The organism is Vibrio japonicus (assembly GCF_024582835.1).
Taxonomy (GTDB): Bacteria; Pseudomonadota; Gammaproteobacteria; order Enterobacterales; family Vibrionaceae; genus Vibrio; species Vibrio japonicus.
The window spans coordinates 2,727,665-2,744,337 of the sequence record NZ_CP102096.1; the positions used below are offsets into that span (position 1 = coordinate 2,727,665).

At 47.0% G+C, this 16,673-nt stretch carries 14 protein-coding genes, 2 tRNA genes, 2 rRNA genes and 1 riboswitch; of the genes, 5 read left to right on the forward strand and 13 right to left on the reverse strand.

The features are described 5' to 3' along the window. The first annotated feature begins 72 nt into the window (after window positions 1–72). Entirely contained in the window at window positions 73–537 is a 465-nt protein-coding gene (gene asnC, locus NP165_RS12975; protein ID WP_257084322.1) for a transcriptional regulator AsnC, read from the forward strand. A gap of 30 nt (window positions 538–567) precedes the next feature. On the opposite strand, the gene tsrA is transcribed toward asnC, so the two are convergent. Together tsrA and NP165_RS12985 are read right to left on the reverse strand one after the other, a co-directional pair. Next, window positions 568–852 (reverse strand): H-NS-like global regulator TsrA, encoded by a 285-nt coding sequence (gene tsrA / locus NP165_RS12980; RefSeq protein WP_257084323.1) that lies wholly within the window; start codon window positions 850–852, stop codon window positions 568–570. An 81-nt stretch (window positions 853–933) separates the two neighbouring features. Then, window positions 934–2,130 (reverse strand): multidrug effflux MFS transporter, encoded by a 1,197-nt coding sequence (locus NP165_RS12985; protein WP_257084324.1) that lies wholly within the window; start codon window positions 2,128–2,130, stop codon window positions 934–936. Between the two features lie 106 nt (window positions 2,131–2,236). Here NP165_RS12985 and NP165_RS12990 point away from each other — a divergent pair, with 106 nt between their 5' ends. After that, window positions 2,237–3,178, forward strand: coding sequence for a LysR family transcriptional regulator (locus NP165_RS12990; RefSeq protein ID WP_257084325.1), 942 nt, complete (start codon window positions 2,237–2,239; stop codon window positions 3,176–3,178). Between the two features lie 86 nt (window positions 3,179–3,264). Continuing rightward, window positions 3,265–5,055, forward strand: a complete 1,791-nt coding sequence (locus NP165_RS12995) for an aminopeptidase P family protein (protein ID WP_257084326.1) — start codon at window positions 3,265–3,267, stop codon at window positions 5,053–5,055. Window positions 5,056–5,133: 78 nt separating this feature from the next. On the opposite strand, the gene thiH is transcribed toward NP165_RS12995, so the two are convergent. From thiH to crcB, 7 genes are all read right to left on the reverse strand, one after another. Next, on the reverse strand, window positions 5,134–6,246 hold the full coding sequence (thiH, locus tag NP165_RS13000; RefSeq protein WP_257084327.1) for a 2-iminoacetate synthase ThiH: 1,113 nt from the start codon (window positions 6,244–6,246) through the stop codon (window positions 5,134–5,136). 14 nt (window positions 6,247–6,260) lie between these two features. Next, entirely contained in the window at window positions 6,261–7,025 is a 765-nt protein-coding gene (locus NP165_RS13005; RefSeq protein ID WP_257084328.1) for a thiazole synthase, read from the reverse strand. Window positions 7,026–7,029: 4 nt separating this feature from the next. Next, window positions 7,030–7,239 carry a sulfur carrier protein ThiS gene (gene thiS / locus NP165_RS13010; protein ID WP_257084329.1) on the reverse strand — a complete coding sequence of 70 codons (210 nt, stop codon included), beginning with the start codon at window positions 7,237–7,239 and terminating at the stop codon, window positions 7,030–7,032. Window position 7,240: 1 nt separating this feature from the next. Beyond that, window positions 7,241–8,011, reverse strand: a complete 771-nt coding sequence (locus tag NP165_RS13015; RefSeq protein WP_257084330.1) for a HesA/MoeB/ThiF family protein — start codon at window positions 8,009–8,011, stop codon at window positions 7,241–7,243. Then, complete coding sequence (locus NP165_RS13020; RefSeq protein WP_257085600.1) at window positions 8,001–9,269, reverse strand: thiamine phosphate synthase; 1,269 nt, start codon at window positions 9,267–9,269, stop codon at window positions 8,001–8,003. Before NP165_RS13020 ends, NP165_RS13015 begins: the two co-directional genes overlap by 11 nt. Next, window positions 9,269–11,209 (reverse strand): phosphomethylpyrimidine synthase ThiC, encoded by a 1,941-nt coding sequence (gene thiC / locus NP165_RS13025; RefSeq protein WP_257084331.1) that lies wholly within the window; start codon window positions 11,207–11,209, stop codon window positions 9,269–9,271. The genes NP165_RS13020 and thiC overlap by 1 nt, the downstream gene beginning before the upstream one ends. A 157-nt stretch (window positions 11,210–11,366) precedes the next feature. Continuing rightward, window positions 11,367–11,465: riboswitch (TPP riboswitch) on the reverse strand. A gap of 64 nt (window positions 11,466–11,529) precedes the next feature. Then, entirely contained in the window at window positions 11,530–11,913 is a 384-nt protein-coding gene (gene crcB, locus NP165_RS13030; protein ID WP_257084332.1) for a fluoride efflux transporter CrcB, read from the reverse strand. A 198-nt stretch (window positions 11,914–12,111) separates the two neighbouring features. Between crcB and NP165_RS13035 the strand changes: the two genes are divergently transcribed. Next, window positions 12,112–12,600 (forward strand): IS630 family transposase, encoded by a 489-nt coding sequence (locus tag NP165_RS13035; RefSeq protein ID WP_257083891.1) that lies wholly within the window; start codon window positions 12,112–12,114, stop codon window positions 12,598–12,600. Then, a complete protein-coding gene (locus NP165_RS13040; RefSeq protein WP_257085587.1) occupies window positions 12,500–13,147 on the forward strand; it encodes an IS630 family transposase in 648 nt (215 codons plus the stop codon). The genes NP165_RS13035 and NP165_RS13040 overlap by 101 nt, the downstream gene beginning before the upstream one ends. A 138-nt stretch (window positions 13,148–13,285) precedes the next feature. On the opposite strand, the gene NP165_RS13045 is transcribed toward NP165_RS13040, so the two are convergent. The 4 genes from NP165_RS13045 to NP165_RS13060 all read right to left on the reverse strand — a co-directional run bounded on the left by NP165_RS13045 (window position 13,286) and on the right by NP165_RS13060 (window position 16,642). Then, a tRNA-Trp gene (locus tag NP165_RS13045) sits at window positions 13,286–13,362 on the reverse strand. A 60-nt stretch (window positions 13,363–13,422) separates the two neighbouring features. Next, window positions 13,423–13,499: transfer RNA gene (locus NP165_RS13050), tRNA-Asp, on the reverse strand. A gap of 30 nt (window positions 13,500–13,529) precedes the next feature. Beyond that, a 5S ribosomal RNA gene (gene rrf / locus NP165_RS13055) occupies window positions 13,530–13,646 on the reverse strand. Window positions 13,647–13,751: 105 nt separating this feature from the next. Beyond that, window positions 13,752–16,642 (reverse strand): 23S ribosomal RNA (locus tag NP165_RS13060). Window positions 16,643–16,673: the final 31 nt, after the last annotated feature.

Genomic DNA, 16,673 nt, shown 5'->3' on the forward strand with positions numbered 1-16,673 from the left:
CTAGCAGTTGAGCCCAAAAGAACACTAGAATAATGGTTCACTGTTAATGGTCGTTTTTAAGTTGGAGAGAGTATGCAGACGCACAATACAAAAATGGACGATTTGGATCGCGCAATCTTGAAAACTCTGATGGAAGATGCAAAAACTCCCTACGCTGAGATGGCAAAACAGTTTGATGTTAGCCCAGCAACTATCCATGTACGTATAGAGAAAATGAAATCGGCAGACATTATTCAAGGAACGGAAGTCATCGTCGACACTAAAAAGCTAGGCTATGACGTTTGCTGTTTTATTGGTATCAATTTAAATGCAGCACGTGACTACCACTCGGCGCTGGAAAAGCTCAGTGCGTTAGAAGAAGTTGTCGAAGCTTATTATACGACTGGTGCTTACAATATTTTTGTAAAGCTGATGTGTCGTTCTATTGAAGAGCTGCAGCATGTACTGATTGATAAACTGCAAGCGATTGATGAGGTGCAATCAACCGAAACGCTGATTTCGCTACAGAATCCAATCAACCGTAACGTTAACCCATAATAAAAAGGCTCGCATTAGCGAGCCATTTTATTAACGTGATTCGAGATACTTTTTCAACTCTTCCACTGAGATGCCTTGCTCTGCAATGGATTTTGCCATCAATTCTACCTGTTCACCTTTGCGAGATTCGATCACTTGCTGAAACTGGTAAACAATGTCGCGCAACATATGAAGTGGAACTTGTTTCGCTGCACTGCGAATACGCTCACCACTTTGGTTGCCAAGCTCGTTAAGCAATTTGCCGAACATGATCTTTTCTGGAGATTCTTCTAATTGCTCCAGCACACGAGCCATCTCATAAGTCGTCATCGACATCTTTAATATTGATCCACAATTTTTTAAGGAAAGAAGCTCAAATATACAACGTTTTCAATTCTCTTCAAAGTAAATAACTTGCTATTGTGTGACTACGCTGTGCCAGTTTTTTCCGCTCTTGCTCATTAATATCAATAACCCAGGAACGACGATCAACATATGAGTTGCAATCATGGTTTGCGGGTCCATACCGAAACGCTGCACAGTTCCGACTAGAAGGCCAGAACCACTCATCTGGAATAACCCAAGTAATGCAGCCGCAGTCCCCGCTTTATCGCCAAAAGGAGCTAACGCCTTACCCGCTGCGCCACCTAAGATAAGTGCAAATCCAACCGATGAGAAAAAGATCGGCGTCATAAACGCCAGTGCAGTTTGCTCGTGTGCCAATGCCAGCATCAACAAGCCACCAAGCGCCAACGTCACAATACCCACAACAAGGGTGGTATGGGTACCATACTTATCCATCAGTTTCGGAGCCGCCATACAAGCAATGATATTGACGATCGCGTTCACCCCAAACCACATACTGAATTCATTCATCGATAAGCCGTAGTTTTCCATCAGCACCACTGGAGCAGAAGTAACATAAGCTAATATTACAGCCATCGCCAGCAAGCACAGAGAGGCATGGAAAACAAACGACGGCGTCTTTAACACGGCCATGTAACGGCTTGGTCTAAAGACTGGTTCTGTGCTCGGTGCTGGGTTGGTCTCTTTCATGAAGATCACCAACGCAACCAGTGAAATGCTGGCAAAGCCGGCGAGGAAGCTAAAGTTGGCACGCCAGTCAAATTGCTGCGTCAACCAGCTACCTAGGATCGGCGCTAAAGCTGGGATAAAGCAGATTGCGCCATTTAAGTAACTGATCATCTTGCCGCTTTTTTGCGGACCAAACATATCGCGAACTGTTGCAAAGGCTGCTACCGATGTCGCGCACGCACCTAAGCCTTGTAGCAAACGAGATACCAACAACCATTCGATGTTCTGAGCACTCCACGCCAATAAAGCGCTCATCGCATAGATTGTGATGCCTCCCAATGCAACAGTTCGACGTCCTAGTTTATCTGCCAAGGGACCAGCAAACAGCTGTCCAACGCCCATAGCAAATAAGAACCATGTGATTGTGTCTTGTGCCAATGCATGTTCCACGTGAAACTCAGCCGAAATTAAGGGCAACGCTGGTAGATAGATATCAATCGCTAGCGGACTAAACAGAACTAAAAGTGTAAGTAGAACAAGTTGCGTTCTGCTGTGTACGGCTGGTTGAGTGGTGTGCACTGGTGTCTCCGCAAATAGGAATGAAATTGATGTCATTGTAGGTTAAATTTAGATATGCCAACCAATGATTATTCATCATTAAAGATATTCCAATTAGGAAACTCACATGAATTTGGAAAAGCTGGTCAGAATCGACATCAACTTGCTCGTCTGTCTAAAAGTACTACTTGAAGAGCTGAACGTCACACGCACCGCGCACCGACTCTGCTTGAGTCAATCCGCCATCAGTAAGAACTTAGCCAAGTTACGAACCCAATTTGATGACCCATTATTTGTGCGTCATTCACACGGCCTAAACCCAACGCCCAAAGCACTTTTTCTCAAGCCCAAACTGGACATTTTAATTAATCAGCTTGAGCAAATTACTCAACCAGAGATCTTCTCCCCCGAGACGAGTTCATATCGATTTCAGTTCGCAGCGGTCGAGAGTGTTTACCCGTTAATTTTGCCACACTTCCTACCTGCAATTTTTCAACAAGCGCCGGGCGTCACCATCAGTACCCATTCATGGTCTGATAACACATTTAAGATGCTGCAGCGCGGTGAACTAGATTTAGGCATTACTGGCAAAGACATAGACATCAACGACGCCAAGCTTACGTTGTTGCCGCCCAGTGATATTTGCGAGCAAGAGATTTACCGCGACAAACAAAAATGCCTGGTCAGACGTGACCACCCTGCTCTCTCGAAACCATGGAATTTGGACAACTATTTATCATATCGCCACGTTCAAGTGCGCTGTGATGGCAATGACCGCTGGCTGTTGGATTACCGTTTGGCGGACATCGGCCATGATCGAGATATCGCGATTACGGTGCCAGATTTTAACAGTGCCGCAAGTTTGTGCTCGTATACCGATTTCATCTTTACTGCGCCGAGTCATTTTGTTGAACTCGCCTCCGCGCAATTAGGCCTATCTGTCTTACCGCTGCCGATCGAGTTTCCGCCGATGGCTTATACACTATTCTGGCATCGCGATAGAGAAAATGATCCTGCGCTTTCATGGATACGCCAAATGATTACGGATAAAACCACCCCTTTGAGATAATTTGCAGCCAACGGGTAAAAGGAGTAGCTTATCTCCATCGTCCAAATCGCTGAATGGACGCCCTACACATATTGAAGGATTAACAGATGCTAACGACGACAGAACAACGTCTAACAGCCATCAGAGAATGGCTAGCTCAACATAATATTGATGCTCTACTTGTTCCACACGAAGATGAATACCTAGGTGAATACGTTCCGGCACACAATGAACGTCTTCATTGGCTAACCGGTTTTACTGGTTCTGCTGGTGCGGCTGTCATCACGAAAGACAAAGCGGCGATCTTTGTTGACGGTCGATACACAGTTCAAGTCACCAAGCAGGTACCTGCAGAGTTCTTTGAGTATCGCCATTTGATAGAAGAACCGGCGTTAGATTGGATCAAAGAAAATGTGGAAAAAGGCGCGAGCGTTGCCATAGACCCACGAATGCACAGCGCTGCGTGGCTAAACGGTGCGCAAGGTAAACTAGCGGGCTCTATTGAGCTTAAGATTCTTGAATCGAATCCAATTGATGATATCTGGCATGATCGTCCTGAACCGTTCGTCTCTGACGTACGTTTAATGCCGACAGAATCTGTGGGTCAATCAAGTGAAAGTAAGCGTGCTGAAATTGCCGAACTGATTAAAAATTCAGGTGCAGACAGTGCAGTCATCACCGCTCTGGATTCAGTGTGCTGGCTACTGAACATTCGCGGTTTGGATGTGTCTCGCCTACCGGTTCTGCTTTCGCATGCCATCCTACACTGTGACGCAAGCGTTGAGTTCTTCCTAGACCCTGCGCGTCTACCAGCAGACTTTGAAGCTCACGTTGGTGCTGGTCTTTCTGTTTACCATCCAGAGAAACTTCAAACGCAACTTGAAGCACTAACGGGTAAAAAGGTTCTTGTAGATCCAGCCATCAGCAACGCGTGGTTTAAGCTGATTTTACAAAATTCAGGCGCAACTGTGATTGGTGCCGCTGACCCGTGTTTAATGCCAAAAGCGGCGAAGAACGATGTTGAAATTGCCGGGATGAAAGCCTGTCACATCCGTGATGGTGTGGCGATGAGCAAATTCCTCAGCTGGCTAGACAACGAAGTCGCTAATGCTAAATTACATGATGAAGCCACCCTAGCTGACAAACTCGAAAGCTTCCGTAAAGAAGATCCAACGCTAATGGATTTGAGCTTCGATACAATTTCCGCAGCTGGTAGCAATGCAGCAATGTGTCACTATAACCATGAAAACCAACCAGAGCCTGGTCAGTTAGAAATGGATACTCTTTACTTAGTTGACTCAGGTGGCCAATACCTTGATGGCACAACCGATATCACGCGTACCATTGCAATTGGTAAACCAAGCGAAGAAATGATTAAACAATTCACTCTGGCACTGAAAGGTCACATTGGCGTCGCACGAGCACGATTCCCGAAAGGAACTCGCGGCTACCAAATCGATACCCTTGCGCGCCAACATCTGTGGGCAGAAGGTTATGACTATGACCACGGCACAGGCCATGGCGTCGGCCACTTTTTAAGTGTGCATGAAGGCCCGGCAAGCATTTCTAAAAAGCATGTCGATGTCCCTCTGGTTGAAGGCATGGTACTTTCAAACGAGCCTGGCTACTACCGAGCAGACGCTTTTGGGATCCGTATCGAGAACCTAGAATTGGTTGTCGAAAAGCCAACCCAAGGTGACTTCCCGGTACTGGCATTCGAATCACTGACGCGTTGCCCTATCGATACACGCAATATCAACGTTAATATGTTAACTCGCCCTGAACTAACATGGCTTAACGAATACCACCAAAAGGTATGGGATGAAATCAACCCATTAGTTGAAGGTGACGTTAGAGAATGGCTGCGTGCCGCGACTCAGCCAATAGTGCATGCATAAGCGATGATCTAGAACGATAAATAAAAAGGGATTGATGATGTCATCAATCCCTTTTTTATGTTTCACGTGAAACACTGGTTACCCAGAATAAGCGGAGTGCCAATCACGCCATACTGGGTCAAAGCCCTTAGCTCGAATCATTGACTCTACCGATGCTGCGCTGCGTTCATCGCTTATCTCGAACTGTTCGAGTTCCACATCATCACTTGCATAGCCACCCGGTTGCGTTTTGGAGGCTGCCGACATGGAAGTGATCCCAAGCGGTAACACATTATCGCGAAACTCAGGTGACTCTCGGGTAGAGAGTGACAACTCCACTTCCGGATTAAATAAGCGATACGCGCAAATCAGCTGTACCAATTGCTTATCCGTCATGACTGACTTTGGTTGCAATGCTCCCGCACACGGACGTAAGCGAGGAAACGATATCGAGTAGCGGGTTTGCCAGTAGGTGCGCTCTAAGTAATCTAGATGCGCAGCAGTAAAGAAGCAGTCAGTACGCCAGTCCTCTAACCCAATTAACGCACCGATACCAATCTTGTCTATCCCAGCTTTTGCTAACCGGTCGGGGGTTTCAAGGCGAAACTCAAAATCCATCTTATTGCCGCGTAAATGATGTTGCGCGTACGTCGACGGATGATACGTTTCTTGATAAACCATCACCGCATCCAAACCTAAGCTTTTCAGCTCCGCATACTCTTCTTGTTTAAGCGGCTGAACCTCCATCGCAAGATAATTGAAGCGCTGTTTGATCTGCGGTAACACCTCACGAAAGTAGTTCATCCCTACTTTGGTTTCGTGTTCGCCAGTAACCAATAGCACGCTATCAAACTTCATTTGTTTGATAGCATCAATCTCGGCTTCAATCTCTTGTTGATTGAGCGTTCTGCGCTTAATGCGGTTTTCCATCGAAAAGCCACAGTACGTACACGCATTGGCACATAAGTTAGATAAGTACAAAGGAATATAAAGCGACATGGTATTGCCAAATCGCTTACGTGTGAGGGCAAATGACTGTTGCGCCATTTGCTCAAGATAGCCTTCAGCCGCTGGAGAGATCAGCGCTTTGAAGTCTTCCAAATCACGTTTAGGTTTACTCAACGCACGCTCGACATCCGCAGCCGTTTTACTGTTGATTGAGATAGACACGTCATCCCAATTCAACTGTTTAAAGTGTTCGACGAAACTCATGTCCACCTCTCACCTTAGTTATCAAGAAACGAAGTCAACGGACTGGATGCAACAGCATGCGATACCTTGCCCGCTAAGCCCGCTTCGTACGCCATTCTCCCCGCTTCTACCGCGAGCTTAAATGCCGTCGCCATTGATACAGGATCTGCCGCAGCGGCAATCGCCGTATTCACCAGCACCGCATCCGCTCCCATTTCCATGGCACGTGCCGCATGCGAAGGCGCCCCAATACCGGCATCGACAATGACTGGCACGTTGGCTTGGTCAATGATGATCTCGATAAAATCGTGGGAAACGATACCTTTGTTGGAACCAATCGGTGCGCCTAATGGCATCACCGCAGCACAGCCTACCTCTTCCAATCGCTTACATAAAACCGGATCGGCGTGGCAATAAGGCAAAACAACAAAGCCATCTTTCACCAATTGTTCAGCTGCTGCTAAAGTCTCAATTGGATCAGGCATTAAGTATTTTGGGTCTGGATGAATTTCCAATTTTAGCCAATGGGTTCCGAGCGCCTCACGAGCTAAATGCGCCGCAAAGATGGCATCTTTGGCATTCTTTGCACCGGACGTGTTAGGCAGTAAGTTAACGCCCATATCGATAATCGGTTTAAGAATGTCATCTTGTTGATTGTCCACGTCCACACGCTTTAGTGCCATCGTCGATAACTGCGAGCCTGATGCTCTGATCGACTCAGCCATTATCTCGCTATTGGCGAATTTTCCCGTACCCGTAAACAAACGTGATTGAAATGTTTTATCAGCAATCGTCAACATACGATCACCCTCCTGCTATGGCTTGAAAGAGCGAGATGGCATCACCGTCATTTAGGTGAGTACTCGACCACTCGCTGCGCGGTATGACGCAATTGTTGATTGCAAAGACACACCCTAACGCTGGTAACAACAGCTGCTCAATAATCTCAGCTAAAGAGCTTCTTGATCGCACGTTGTGGTTTTGACCATTGATGATGATTTGAATTGTTTCCATGTCATAGACTCACTTGTTCTCGCTGAGCACATACGCTGCATTCGCTATCTGGCCGAACGGTTAATGTCTGCCAAGCGAGGTTCATTCCGTTAAACAGGTGCAACTCGTTAGGTTGCAAGCCCTGTTTATCGAGTGCCAATAGTTGCAAAGCCGCTAGTGCCTGATAGTTACCTATCGTACCGACAACTGGCCCAACAATGCCGCTGTCACTGCATTTGCTCGGGCTTGCCAGCACTTCATCGGGAACCAGACATTTGTAGCAACCCTCTTTGGAATGCGCAAAATCAAACACAACAAACTGCCCTTGCCAACCAATCGCCGAACCGGAGATAAGCGGTGTTGCTTGACGATGACAGGCTCGATTGACCAAATGACGCGTTGTTAAGTTGTCGCTGCAATCAAGTACCACGTCTGCCATCATCACTTCGAGCTGAAGTTGCTCTTCATCAAGCCGCTTATTGAGCTTACGCACCTTAAGCTGAGGATTGATCGCCTGTATTTGAGCCGCCATCGCCTCCACTTTTGGCACGTCGATATCGCTGGTTCGATAGATCACTTGTCGTTGCAGGTTACTCGCTTCAACAATGTCGTCATCGCTAATCACCATCTGGCCAATACCAGCGGCAGCTAAATACATCCCAGCCGCACTACCCAATCCGCCACAACCGATGATCAGTACCGATGATTGACCAAGGCGCTCTTGCCCTTTTTCACCGATTTCTGGTAATGAGATTTGTCGCTGATACCGTAAGAAATCACTGTCACTCAACATGGCTCGGCTCCTCTATCATCTCCCTCGAAGCCATAACGTCAGCAAAAGCTTGTATCACTTGCTGTGGTTCGGAGGACAAGGTGATCGCCCTGACAACGGCCAAACTCGATACGCCACATTGCCAAACAGCACGCGCATTGGCGAGGTCAATACCACCTATTGCAACAGTAGGAACCCCCACATCGGAACCATAAGGGATGGTATCAATCAGTTTTTGATACAACGCAAGACGTATTAATCCTTGCGGTTTCGACGGCATCTGCTTAGTGGTGGTTGGGAAGATATGACCAAGTGCAATGTAACTTGGGGCAATTTGTACAATTCGCAAAAGCTCATAATAGCCATGTGTGGAGAGCCCGAGACGGATACCAGCATCACTCAGTTGTTTCAGATTGGACTCCTCCAAATCTTCCTGCCCTAAGTGAACACCGTACGCACCATGCTCAATCGCAAGTTGCCAGTAGTCGTTGATGAACACCTGCGCATCGAACTGCTTGCCAAGTAAAATAGCGCGCTTTATCTGCTGCTCTAAGTCACTTTGGTCTGGGTTCTTAATCCGCAGTTGTAGAGTCTTAATGCCCAGATTGAGTAAGCGTTCGATCCACTCAACACTATCCACGACGGGATAAAGCCCTAAGCTCGCATGAGCCAAAGTTGGGAATTGAATTTGGTGTTGATTCACTCCCCAACCCACTTTGATACCTAAACGCGAATCTTCGATCACTGGTGTTGGGAATTGCGCATAGTTGTTTGTCCATGTTTCACGTGAAACATTCACCATGGCACGTGCCAACGTTAAGCAATCTTCGAGCGGAAAATCGAGGGCAAGTAACGTAACAATCCAAGATAGGTGACTTGGGTTATCAGCGTGTCGAACGTTGTTCGAAGAAAAAGACAACGCGCGAACCTCACCGTTCAGCGGATGGTGCCAAACATCCAGACAACGTTCTCCGTCATCAAGCGCTAAAAAAATGACATTTTGAGCTTGTTGAGTGAAGTCCGACAGCGCCAGTGTACTGTGATAGCTAAAGACGTAAGAGGATGAATAGTCTTGGCTTACACGCGGGGCCAAATCAGTGTAAAGATCGGCCACCAAGCCAATGGTATCATTTGAGTTAGATACCAAGATGGTATGAGTTGGGCTGACACCCAACTCTATACCTGAGACTGTAAATCCTTGTTCATCTGCTACTAATAAGCACTGCTGGATAACGCCCGTAAGCTCAATGTAATCAGCAGGAATAAGGATTTTAGTCATCATTCCTCCGCTTGAGCAGCAACAGCAGGATGGTATAACTCAGAGCCGGTTGCTCTAAATTCTTCCGATTTCTGACGCATGCCTTCTAATGGATCATCCAATAGTTTCACCGAAATGGCTTGGTCGGCCGCGACTTGTTTGGTGTCTTTAGCGTACTCTCGAACCTCTTGCGAGATCTTCATCGAACAGAATTTAGGGCCACACATAGAGCAGAAGTGCGCGACTTTACCCGACTCTTGCGGAAGCGTTTCGTCGTGGAAAGAACGTGCGGTATCTGGGTCTAGAGATAGGTTAAATTGATCTTCCCATCTAAACTCAAAGCGAGCCTTAGACAAGGCGTTATCACGTACCTGTGCGCCAGGGTGACCCTTTGCAAGATCGGCAGCATGGGCAGCAAGTTTGTAGGTGATCAGACCGGTCTTTACATCTTCCTTGTTTGGCAGACCTAGATGCTCTTTAGGTGTCACGTAACAAAGCATCGCACAACCATACCAACCGATCATGGCAGCACCGATCCCGGAAGTAATGTGGTCATAACCAGGTGCGATATCGGTAGTCAAAGGACCAAGTGTATAGAAAGGTGCTTCATGGCAATGCTCAAGCTGCTGTTCCATATTCTCTTTGATCATGTGCATTGGCACGTGTCCAGGACCTTCAATAATAACCTGTACATCGTATTCCCAAGCGATCTTAGTCAGCTCACCCAAGGTACGTAACTCAGCAAACTGCGCTTCATCGTTGGCATCCGCAACTGAACCTGGACGCAGACCATCACCCAATGAAAGAGCAACGTCGTACTTAGCACAGATTTCACAGATTTCACGGAAGTTGGTGTACAGGAAGCTCTCCTGGTGATGAGCAAGACACCATTTGGCGATGATTGAGCCACCACGAGAAACGATACCTGTTACACGCTTAGCTGTCATTGGGACATAACGCAGTAATAGACCAGCGTGAATAGTAAAGTAGTCAACCCCCTGCTCTGCCTGCTCAATAAGCGTGTCTCGCATGACTTCCCAGTTTAGGTTCTCAGCAATACCATTCACTTTTTCTAGCGCCTGATACATAGGTACGGTACCAATCGGTACTGGACTATTACGCAAAATCCATTCGCGTGTTTCGTGAATATTACGTCCTGTCGACAAGTCCATTACAGTATCGCCACCCCAACGAGTAGACCAAACCAGCTTCTCTACTTCTTCTTCAATAGAAGAGGTCACCGAGGAGTTACCGATATTCGCATTCACTTTAACGAGAAAGTTTCGGCCAATGATCATTGGCTCAGATTCTGGGTGGTTGATGTTGGAAGGAATGATAGCTCGACCTTCCGCAACTTCTTTACGGACGAATTCGGCAGTAATGTCTTTAGGCAGATTAGCTCCAAAGCTTTGGCCAGGATGCTGTTGGTTTAATACCTCATCGCGGTACTTGGCTCTACCCATGTTCTCACGCAGCGCAATATATTCCATCTCAGGTGTGATAATACCTTTGCGCGCGTAGTGAAGCTGAGTAACACATTGCCCTTCTTGAGCACGTCGTATGCGAGGTAGATTTCCATAGCGCAGCTCATCCAACGTCTCGTCTTCTAGTCTTTCTTTGGTGTAGACAGAGCTAACATCATCAAGAACCTCAGTATCCGCGCGCTCTTCTATCCAACCCTCTCTTAACTTCGGTAAACCGCTGTAGAGGTCGATAGAGTAATCTGGATCGGTGTAAACACCGGACGTATCGTATACACGTACGGGCTCATTTGGCTCAAATATTGGACTTTCTTTTGTACCACCGACTAAGCTGTCTGCGAGAGTAATTTCACGCATCGGCACACGAATATCAGGGCGAGAACCCTCAACATAGACTTTCTTCGAATTTGGATATGGTTGTACTGATAAGGTATCAATAAACTGTTTTGCTTCCAGTCTTGCTAGTTTGCGACTCGACATAGCATTCTTCCTTGCTTTGTTATACTAGATAAAAAGAATTTGGATAAAAATGCTTGGCGGAAAGATGCGACAAGAGGCGTCGAAATAGTGGTGTTTTAATAATCAACTTATTCACTACGTTCGAGCATTTGATAGATCACTAGGTAGAATTCTAGTGTAGATATCTACTCCTGTTCCCTTCGCAGGTGTTAACCTGATCAGGTTCAACGGATCCCGAATTAACGGTCTCAGCCTTATGGCACTCCGACAAGTCTTACGAGTATATAAAATCAACTTGGATAAACCAAGCTGACCTCTACAAATAAAATGTGATATCCGATTTAGTTTTTTATTAAAAGCTGAAAGCCGACCCAAGCAGCGGAAATACTCAATGCGACGTTAAGTAGAACGTTTAGTCCCATCTTTATAAACGCTCCTTGCTGCATAAGCAGGACGTTATCCATAGAAAAAGTAGAAAATGTGGTGAGTGCCCCCAAAAAACCTAGACCAATAATTTGACGCCAAGGTTCATTCGCTAGAGTGCCATTTTCAAAAGCTGCGATAAGTAGCCCCATTATGAATGAACCAATGACATTCACTAAAAGCGTCCCATACGGAAAACCGCGACCGAATAACGTTACACACAGCTCAGAAATCAAATAACGAGAGCAGGCACCAAATGCACCACCAACTGCAATAAAACCAAGAATATAAAAATGCCCCATAACTCCCCCTAATCAATAACTTAGTATTGTAGCTATCAGAGAGAGTTTTTCGAACAATAAAATCAGTCATATACGGTTCAAACAAAGTTTGAGATTTAAAACGTTACCGGAGTAACATCTTTATATGAAATAGATAATACCAATCTAAGAAAAAATATGATCTAATTTAAGGCCATTCAACAATAGAATGTATTCGCTATGGATAGCCTCAAGAATATTGATTTTAAAAAGCTCGCAAGCCAGCAGAAATCCATCCAGATGAAAATGAGATTGCTCGCACTTGCTCATTTCAAAGATGGACACTCTCGTACCCAAATCGCCAAGTTTCTTAAGGTGAGCCGAACCAGTGTTAATCGATGGGTTCAAATCTTTCTTGAAGAAGGATTAGAAGGGCTGAAGGAAAAGCCAAGAACGGGAAGACCACCATTATTAACTTCTGAACAAAGGGAGCAATTGAGCCAATACATCAAAGATAAAGCTCATGATACTCAAGGTGGGCGACTGACCGGCGCCGATATCCATGCCTATATTGTGAAAGAATTTGGCCAGCATTATCATCCTGATTCTATCTATTACCTACTCGAGCATATGGGTTTCTCATGGGTCACTTCCCGTTCAAAACACCCACAACAATCCCAAGCGATACAGGAAGATTTTAAAAAAACTCCAAGACGAAACGATCCTTAAGATCCCAGGTCATGTCGCTTTAAAGCATGTCGATATCTGGTTTCAGGATGAAGCTCGATTTGGGCAACAAAATACAACAACACGGTTATGGGCTGAAAGAGGCACACGTCCCAGAGCAGTGAAGCAACAACAGTTCGAATATGCGTATCTATTTGGTTCTGTCTGTCCTCAAAAAGGTATTGGTGAGGCTATCGTTGTCCCATGGGTCAATAAAGACCTCATGATTGAGCATTTAAAGCAAATATCGGCGGTCACTGAAAAAGGACGTCATGCCGTCATCATTATGGATGGCGCAGGATGGCATACAGAAGATATCGCTAATGGCTTTCAGAACATCAGTGTCATCAAACTTCCCCCCTATTCTCCAGAGCTAAACCCTATAGAACAAGTATGGAGCTGGATGAGACAACACTATCTCGCCAATCAGTCTTTTGCGGATTACGAAGACATTGTCTCCAAAGTGTGTAGGGCTTGGAATCGTTTTTTGGCATGCTCCAACAGAGTCACCAAGATGTGTTCGAGAGAATGGGCAGACCTGACCAGTTAATTTTCCAGATTGGTATTATCCTAGAAGGGACAAACATTAAGAAATGGTTTTAGCAATAGCGTCCTGTACTCAAAATGAACACATTTTTAGAACGGATAAATATAAAAAGGCCTCAGTCTTTCGACTGAGGCCTTAATATGGCAGGGGTGGAGAGATTCGAACTCCCAACACGCGGATTTGGAATCCGCTGCTCTGCCAATTGGAGCTACACCCCTGTAGAACTTTCGAATTTTAGATTCGAAAAAACCTCGCAAAAGCGAGGCTATCGAAATAAGTGGCGGAGCGGACGGGACTCGAACCCGCGACCCCCGGCGTGACAGGCCGGTATTCTAACCAACTGAACTACCGCTCCGCACTGGTTAGACCTAAGTCTAAATTTAAAGCCTGGCGATGTCCTACTCTCACATGGGGAAACCCCACACTACCATCGGCGCTAATTCGTTTCACTTCTGAGTTCGGCATGGAAATCAGGTGGGTCCAAATCGCTATGGTCGCCAAGCAAATTCTTACTCTCTATTTCTAGAGAAAATCTGGAAAGCTGTTTTGTGTTCTCTACACATTCAATGTTCTTACTTTGAGTCCATCAAAACCCTTTGGGTGTTGTATGGTTAAGCCTCACGGGCAATTAGTACAGGTTAGCTCAACGCCTCACAACGCTTACACACCCTGCCTATCAACGTTCTAGTCTCGAACAACCCTTCAGGACTCTCAAGGAGTCAGGGAAGACTCATCTCAGGGCTCGCTTCCCGCTTAGATGCTTTCAGCGGTTATCGATTCCGAACTTAGCTACCGGGCAATGCGTCTGGCGACACAACCCGAACACCAGAGGTTCGTCCACTCCGGTCCTCTCGTACTAGGAGCAGCCCCCTTCAATCTTCCAACGCCCACGGCAGATAGGGACCGAACTGTCTCACGACGTTCTAAACCCAGCTCGCGTACCACTTTAAATGGCGAACAGCCATACCCTTGGGACCGACTTCAGCCCCAGGATGTGATGAGCCGACATCGAGGTGCCAAACACCGCCGTCGATATGAACTCTTGGGCGGTATCAGCCTGTTATCCCCGGAGTACCTTTTATCCGTTGAGCGATGGCCCTTCCATTCAGAACCACCGGATCACTATGACCTGCTTTCGCACCTGCTCGAATTGTCATTCTCGCAGTCAAGCGGGCTTATGCCATTGCACTAACCTCACGATGTCCAACCGTGATTAGCCCACCTTCGTGCTCCTCCGTTACTCTTTGGGAGGAGACCGCCCCAGTCAAACTACCCACCAGGCACTGTCCTCACCCCGGATGACGGGGCTAAGTTAGAACATCAAACATACAAGGGTGGTATTTCAAGGTCGGCTCCACCGATACTGGCGTACCGGTTTCAAAGCCTCCCACCTATCCTACACATGTAGGCTCAATGTTCAGTGCCAAGCTGTAGTAAAGGTTCACGGGGTCTTTCCGTCTAGCCGCGGGTACACTGCATCTTCACAGCGATTTCAATTTCACTGAGTCTCGGGTGGAGACAGCGTGGCCATCATTACGCCATTCGTGCAGGTCGGAACTTACCCGACAAGGAATTTCGCTACCTTAGGACCGTTATAGTTACGGCCGCCGTTTACCGGGGCTTCGATCAAGAGCTTCGACCGAAGTCTAACCCCATCAATTAACCTTCCGGCACCGGGCAGGCGTCACACCGTATACGTCATCTTACGATTTTGCACAGTGCTGTGTTTTTAATAAACAGTTGCAGCCACCTGGTATCTGCGACTCTCAATAGCTCCATCCGCAAGGGACTTCACCGTCAAGAGCGTACCTTCTCCCGAAGTTACGGTACCATTTTGCCTAGTTCCTTCACCCGAGTTCTCTCAAGCGCCTTGGTATTCTCTACCCGACCACCTGTGTCGGTTTGGGGTACGATTCCTTACAATCTGAAGCTTAGAGGCTTTTCCTGGAAGCATGGCATCAATGACTTCACACCCGTAGGTGCTCGACGTCGTGTCTCAGCCTTAGAAAGAGCCGGATTTACCTAACTCTTAAGCCTACGCACTTGAACCTGGACAACCGTCGCCAGGCCCACCTAGCCTTCTCCGTCCCCCCATCGCAATTGTAAGAAGTACGGGAATATTAACCCGTTTCCCATCGACTACGCTTTTCAGCCTCGCCTTAGGGGTCGACTTACCCTGCCCCGATTAACGTTGGACAGGAACCCTTGGTCTTCCGGCGAGGGGGTTTTTCACCCCCTTTATCGTTACTCATGTCAGCATTCGCACTTCTGATACCTCCAGCAAGCTTTACAACTCACCTTCAACGGCTTACAGAACGCTCCCCTACCCAATGCAGTAAACTGCATTGCCGCAGCTTCGGTTTATAGCTTAGCCCCGTTACATCTTCCGCGCAGGCCGACTCGACTAGTGAGCTATTACGCTTTCTTTAAATGATGGCTGCTTCTAAGCCAACATCCTAGCTGTCTAAGCCTTCCCACATCGTTTCCCACTTAGCTATAATTTGGGACCTTAGCTGGCGGTCTGGGTTGTTTCCCTCTCCACGACGGACGTTAGCACCCGCCGTGTGTCTCCCGGATAGTACTTACTGGTATTCGGAGTTTGCAAAGGGTTGGTAAGTCGGGATGACCCCCTAGCCTTAACAGTGCTCTACCCCCAGTAGTATTCGTCCGAGGCGCTACCTAAATAGCTTTCGGGGAGAACCAGCTATCTCCAGGTTTGATTGGCCTTTCACCCCTAGCCACAAGTCATCCGCTAATTTTTCAACATTAGTCGGTTCGGTCCTCCAGTTGATGTTACTCAACCTTCAACCTGCCCATGGCTAGATCACCTGGTTTCGGGTCTATATCCAGAGACTGAGCGCCCAGTTAAGACTCGGTTTCCCTACGGCTCCCCTAGATGGTTAACCTTGCCACTGAATATAAGTCGCTGACCCATTATACAAAAGGTACGCAGTCACAGGACAAAGCCTGCTCCTACTGCTTGTACGTACACGGTTTCAGGTTCTATTTCACTCCCCTCACAGGGGTTCTTTTCGCCTTTCCCTCACGGTACTGGTTCACTATCGGTCAGTCAGTAGTATTTAGCCTTGGAGGATGGTCCCCCCATATTCAGACAGGATATCACGTGTCCCGCCCTACTCGATTTCACTGAATGTGCGTTGTCAACTACGGGGCTATCACCCTGTATCGCCGGACTTTCCAGACCGTTCGTCTAACGCATATAAAGCTTAAGGGCTAGTCCAATTTCGCTCGCCGCTACTTTCGGAATCTCGGTTGATTTCTTTTCCTCGGGGTACTTAGATGTTTCAGTTCCCCCGGTTCGCCTCTTGCACCTATGTATTCAGTACAAGATACGTGCTTATGCACGTGGGTTTCCCCATTCGGAAATCCCAGACTCAAGTGGCTTTTACTGCCTAATCTGGGCTTATCGCAAGTTAATACGTCCTTCATCGCCTCTGACTGCCAAGGCATCCACCGTGTACGCTTAGTCACTTAACCATACAACCCCAAAGAGTTTCGCGGAGCGAAT

Coding starts and splice junctions, on each gene's coding strand:
- asnC (WP_257084322.1), top strand. CDS start 73: ATGCAGACGCACAATACAAAAATGGACGATTTGGATCGCGCAATCTTG.
- tsrA (WP_257084323.1), bottom strand. CDS start 852: ATGTCGATGACGACTTATGAGATGGCTCGTGTGCTGGAGCAATTAGAA.
- NP165_RS12990 (WP_257084325.1), top strand. CDS start 2,237: ATGAATTTGGAAAAGCTGGTCAGAATCGACATCAACTTGCTCGTCTGT.
- NP165_RS12995 (WP_257084326.1), top strand. CDS start 3,265: ATGCTAACGACGACAGAACAACGTCTAACAGCCATCAGAGAATGGCTA.
- thiH (WP_257084327.1), bottom strand. CDS start 6,246: ATGAGTTTCGTCGAACACTTTAAACAGTTGAATTGGGATGACGTGTCT.
- NP165_RS13005 (WP_257084328.1), bottom strand. CDS start 7,025: ATGTTGACGATTGCTGATAAAACATTTCAATCACGTTTGTTTACGGGT.
- thiS (WP_257084329.1), bottom strand. CDS start 7,239: ATGGAAACAATTCAAATCATCATCAATGGTCAAAACCACAACGTGCGA.
- NP165_RS13015 (WP_257084330.1), bottom strand. CDS start 8,011: ATGTTGAGTGACAGTGATTTCTTACGGTATCAGCGACAAATCTCATTA.
- NP165_RS13020 (WP_257085600.1), bottom strand. CDS start 9,269: ATGACTAAAATCCTTATTCCTGCTGATTACATTGAGCTTACGGGCGTT.
- thiC (WP_257084331.1), bottom strand. CDS start 11,209: ATGTCGAGTCGCAAACTAGCAAGACTGGAAGCAAAACAGTTTATTGAT.
- crcB (WP_257084332.1), bottom strand. CDS start 11,913: ATGGGGCATTTTTATATTCTTGGTTTTATTGCAGTTGGTGGTGCATTT.
- NP165_RS13035 (WP_257083891.1), top strand. CDS start 12,112: ATGGATAGCCTCAAGAATATTGATTTTAAAAAGCTCGCAAGCCAGCAG.